Annotated in this window: 4 protein-coding genes; 1 reads left to right on the top strand and 3 read right to left on the bottom strand. The window is 69.1% G+C overall.

All coding sequences use genetic code 11. The features are described from left to right. Both U9980_RS20085 and U9980_RS20080 read right to left on the bottom strand, forming a co-directional pair. The coding region (locus U9980_RS20085) for a TetR/AcrR family transcriptional regulator (protein ID WP_322769331.1) at positions 1 to 468 on the bottom strand (468 nt) is incomplete at its 3' end. A gap of 242 nt (positions 469 to 710) precedes the next feature. After that, positions 711 to 1,511, bottom strand: coding sequence for a DNA polymerase beta superfamily protein (locus tag U9980_RS20080; protein ID WP_322769330.1), 801 nt, complete (start codon positions 1,509 to 1,511; stop codon positions 711 to 713). Positions 1,512 to 1,721: 210 nt separating this feature from the next. Here U9980_RS20080 and U9980_RS20075 point away from each other — a divergent pair, with 210 nt between their 5' ends. Next, the gene (locus U9980_RS20075) at positions 1,722 to 2,696 is read left to right on the top strand and encodes an NAD(P)-dependent alcohol dehydrogenase (RefSeq protein ID WP_322769329.1); all 975 of its coding nucleotides are present in this window, start codon (positions 1,722 to 1,724) and stop codon (positions 2,694 to 2,696) included. Positions 2,697 to 2,753: 57 nt separating this feature from the next. Here U9980_RS20075 and gntH read toward each other — a convergent pair. Beyond that, positions 2,754 to 4,120 (bottom strand): guanitoxin biosynthesis MBL fold metallo-hydrolase GntH (gene gntH, locus U9980_RS20070; protein ID WP_322769328.1); only part of this gene is annotated, 1,367 nt, incomplete at its 5' end.

Genomic DNA, 4,120 nt, shown 5'->3' with positions numbered 1-4,120 from the left:
CGTGAAGAGCCCGAGCGTCTTTCCGCGTGCGGACTGCGGATCGTCAGGAGCCAGACGGGCGGCGATTTCGTCCACGATGGCCCGCGCACCGTCGGTGTAGGCGTGCTTGGTTGTGGTCGCGCAGCGCCCGATCTCGTCGAGCAGGGCGGCGGAGGGGCATCCGGCGCCGGGGTTGTCCCGGTGCTGAGGCGTCAGGTAGTCGCGTACGAACCCCTCCAGTCCCGCTCGGCCGGGCGCCAGCGTGCTGAACCTCGCGGCCTGTGTACCGAGCTGGTCAGCGACGACTGTCGCGACGAGGTCCTCTTTGGACGCGAAGTGGGCGTAGAACGCACCGTTGGTCAGCCCCGCGTCCGCCATCAGCGTGGCGACGCCGGAGCCGTCGATGCCGTCCTGCTTGAACCGATAGCCCGCCGTCTCGATGATCCGCTGCCGCGTCGCCTGCTTGTGCTCCTTGTCGTAGCGCGCCATCGGGCTCCTCCATTCGCTTTGCAAGGCCCTTGCCCTGCACCCCATCCTAGATTGTAGTCTGACGTACGTAATATTACGATCAGAAGACAATGTGATCGGGGACGTCCGAAACGAGGCATGCCCAAAGTGACGTCCCCAACAGATCGGCGTGGACCAGTCGCACGCACCGGCCGCGGATGAGGTCACCCGCCGCCCATCACATCGACCCCCGGTCGGCGGCCGTCACCGCTGTTTACCGTGCATCAGGTCCAGCCCCAGTGCCGTCGATGAGCCTCGACGCACCATTCCTGCACGGTCGCCAGATCCGGTTGGGCCGGCAATGGTGTTCGGCCGGCCGCGAGGAGGTTCTCCACCTGAGACTGGACGTCGGCGATTTCGTCCAGCACGGCGCCGAGTTCGCGGACCTCCCCGCGTTTGACCTGCAGGACGCGTTGCCGTTCCGGTTCGGGCATCGGCAAGGTCAGCCGTCCGTCGCGGGCGACCTCCCTGCCTTGGTAGGCCAACCGTAGAGCGTGGGAGGCGTATTTGACGTCGTAGCCGAACCGGGCCACCAGTTCCGGTCGGTTGGGTGTCCCGCGTCGCGGTCCGCGGCCGACCAGTCGATTGAGCTGGGAGTCCAGGTAACCCAGAAACCGGCGCACCGCCTGCTGCGAGAGCATGGCCGGAACCAACCTGCGCAGTTCCTCGCCCAGCGGGGTGACGATCAGCACCGTGTCGGCCGGCGCATACAGCGGTAGCAGCGCCGTCGGGTTGCCCTTTGTCGCCAGCCGCAGATACTTCCGCAGCGAGTAGATCACCAGGTCGGTGTCGCCGGGACCGGAGCGTGCGCCCTCGGGCTGGGTCCGGAACACGTAGTGGTCGGACGGCTTACCGAGCCCCATCAGGTAGGCCGGGGGTTCGATGAAGACGCCCATCTCGTCGTGGTCGTCGGTGCCCTCGATGGCGATGCCGTGCACGCCGGAACCGACGACCGTGCGCAGGATTTCCCCGGTCAACGCCAATTCACGGTCGCCGTACTCGGTCTGGGGTGCGGCAACGGGCATGCCGTGATGATGGCACGACCGGCGCCGGCCGCTCGAACCATTTTTCCGTGCTCCAAGCGCCTGACGTAATAACGTCGCCGGCGTTCGTGTGGTCCGGTCCGCAGCCGCCCGCGCGGCCACGCAACGGTGGGGGTAGCCCCACCGCGCCGGACCGTTACGCCGGTTTAGCGTCAACCATCACATAGGGGCGTGACGACATGAGGAGACCTGATGAAGGCGATCGTCCAGGAACGGTTCGGCCCGCCGGACGTCCTGCGGCTGGTGGACACCGACCTGCCCGAGATCGGGGCCGACGACGTGCTGGTTCGGGTGCACGCCGCCGCGCTGAACCCGTACGACTGGCACATGCTGCGAGGCGACCCGCTCGTTGCGCGGCTCATGGGAGTGGGCCTGACCAGGCCGAAGTACCGGGTGGCCGGGCTCGACGCGGCGGGCCGGGTGGAGGCGGTCGGCGCGAACGTGCGCGGGCTGCAGGCCGGCGACGAGGTGTTCGGCTTCTGCCCGGGAGCGTTCGCCGAATACGCCCGCGCCGAGGCGGACAAGGTGGTGCCCAAGCCGGCGGGCCTGACCTTCGAGCAGGCGGCGGCGGTCCCGGTGGCGGCGGCGACCGCCCTGCGGGGGATCCGGGACGTGGGCGAGGTGCGGGCCGGACATCAGGTGCTGGTCAACGGGGCCGCCGGCGGCGTCGGTACGTACGCCGTCCAGATCGCGGCGGCGCTGGGCGCGGAGGTCACCGGGGTGTGCAGCACCGGCAACGTCGAGCTGGTGCGCTCGATCGGTGCCGCACACGTCGTCGACTACACGGCGGAGGACTTCACCGACCGGCACGCGCACTACGACGTGATCCTCGACAACGTGGGCAACCGGCCGCTGCGCCGGCTGCGCCGGGCGTTGACCCCGACGGGGACCCTCGTGCTCAACGCCGGCGGCTCACCGGGCCGCGTGGTCGGGGCGGTGGGCCCCATGCTGCGGGCGGTCGTGGTCAACGGTTTCGTCCGACAGCGCCTGCGGATCCTCCCGACCCGGGAGGACCGGGCGGAGCTGCTCGCCCTCACCGGGCTCATCGAGGATGGGACGCTCACGCCGGTCGTCGACCGAACGTATCCGCTGGCCGACACGGCCGAGGGCCTGCGCTACGTGGAGCAGGGACACGCCCGCGGCAAGGTCGTCGTCACCGTGGCGTGAGGCCCAAGCCCATCCGACGGTGCGCGGTTTTCGCTTGTCACCGCTTGTCACCGCTTGTTACCGAGGGGCCCGTTCGCCGAGCGGGGCCTGTTCGCCGACCAGGCTCTGCGGGAACGTCCGCACGGCTCGGCGTTGCACGTCCGCCGGGACGTAGCGCTCGCCGGGGATCTCCCTGGCGAGCGTTACCCGGTCGACGAGATCGGAAACCGTGTGTGTCGGTGCCGGGACCTTTCGAGGCGCGCCGTCGAAGATTGCCCGCAGCTCATCGGAGGTGCGCGGGCGGCGCGGGTTGGCCGCATCCGGGAGCGCGGCCTGGCGGTTCCAGATCGCGTCCTTGGTGACGTTGACGACCACCCCGTCGGGTGCGCCGAGCGCGAACAGGCCGTCCCAGTGGGTGCGCACCCCGGCGATCGCCTCGCCGATGAGATCGTTGTCGTAGGCAAGGTGGGTGACCATACCGATCCGCGGATTCACCTGGTTGATCATGTAGCCGGTGGCGTAGTGATCGGTGTGTACCAGGTCGATGGTCAAGTCGTAGAGGATTTCCGGCGTACCGGTCTTGATCGCTACGAGCGCGCCGGTGTCCATCTGCAGTTCGGTCACGAACACGTCGACGCCCTGGGACTGTTCGATCGTCAGCTCGTCCGGGCGGCCGTCGGCGGTCCAGACGAACGACAGGCCGTTCCAGTCGAGCCGGTAGCCGGTCGCGCCGTTCATGTTGTGGATCCGGCGCCAGTGGCGGATGGTGACGCCGTCCTGGTCGTAGCAGACGCCGCCGTCGTCGGTCCAGTCGAACTCGTTCACCTCAACCTCGAAGCCGCGGCCGACCGGAACGGTCGAGGATGCGGTGGTGTTCCAGTGGTTCATCTGCTGCAGGCCCTCGATCATCGCCGCGGTGCCCTCCCGCGGCGTGTTACCCGACGGGCCGTGTACCCGCAGCGGCGTCCAACGCCCCATCCACGGAGCCGAGCCATGAAGGTATGGAAGCTCCCCGTAGTGGTCCACGTGCAGGTGCGTGATGAAGATGTCGTTGATCGTCGCGATTGGGATCTGCTGCGCGACGAGGTTACGCAGGCAGCCGGGGCCGAAGTCGAAGATGAAGCTCCGCCCGTTGCCCAGCTCGACCAGGATGCACGTCGCGGCCTGGCTGCGCCTGGGCGGGAACGGGCACGAGCCGGCGAACGTCACCCGCATCTCGTCGGCGCCCAGCTCCTCGGACTGTGGGAAGTACGTCGTCGCGTTCTGCACGCTCGGCGTCGGCCGGTAGTACGGCGGCAGCGTGATCCCGGCGCCCGGGCCACCGCCGTAACGGCTCTGCGCAGGCGTCTCAGTGCCCGTCGCGCTGCGGCTCGACTCGCGTACTCCGTCCGCAGCGCCGTTGGTGGTGGCATTCGGTGCCGGCCGCGGGGCGGTCACCGGCCTGC

The sequence above is a fragment of the Protofrankia sp. Cr1 genome (assembly GCF_963555865.1).
In the GTDB taxonomy this organism is placed as follows: Bacteria; Actinomycetota; Actinomycetes; order Frankiales; family Frankiaceae; genus Protofrankia.
This window is presented reverse-complemented; position numbering and strand designations above follow the sequence as displayed.

Bases quoted from the DNA above. Each gene is read 5' to 3' on its own strand.
- U9980_RS20080 (WP_322769330.1), bottom strand. From the start codon at position 1,511: ATGCCCGTTGCCGCACCCCAGACCGAGTACGGCGACCGTGAATTGGCG.
- U9980_RS20075 (WP_322769329.1), top strand. From the start codon at position 1,722: ATGAAGGCGATCGTCCAGGAACGGTTCGGCCCGCCGGACGTCCTGCGG.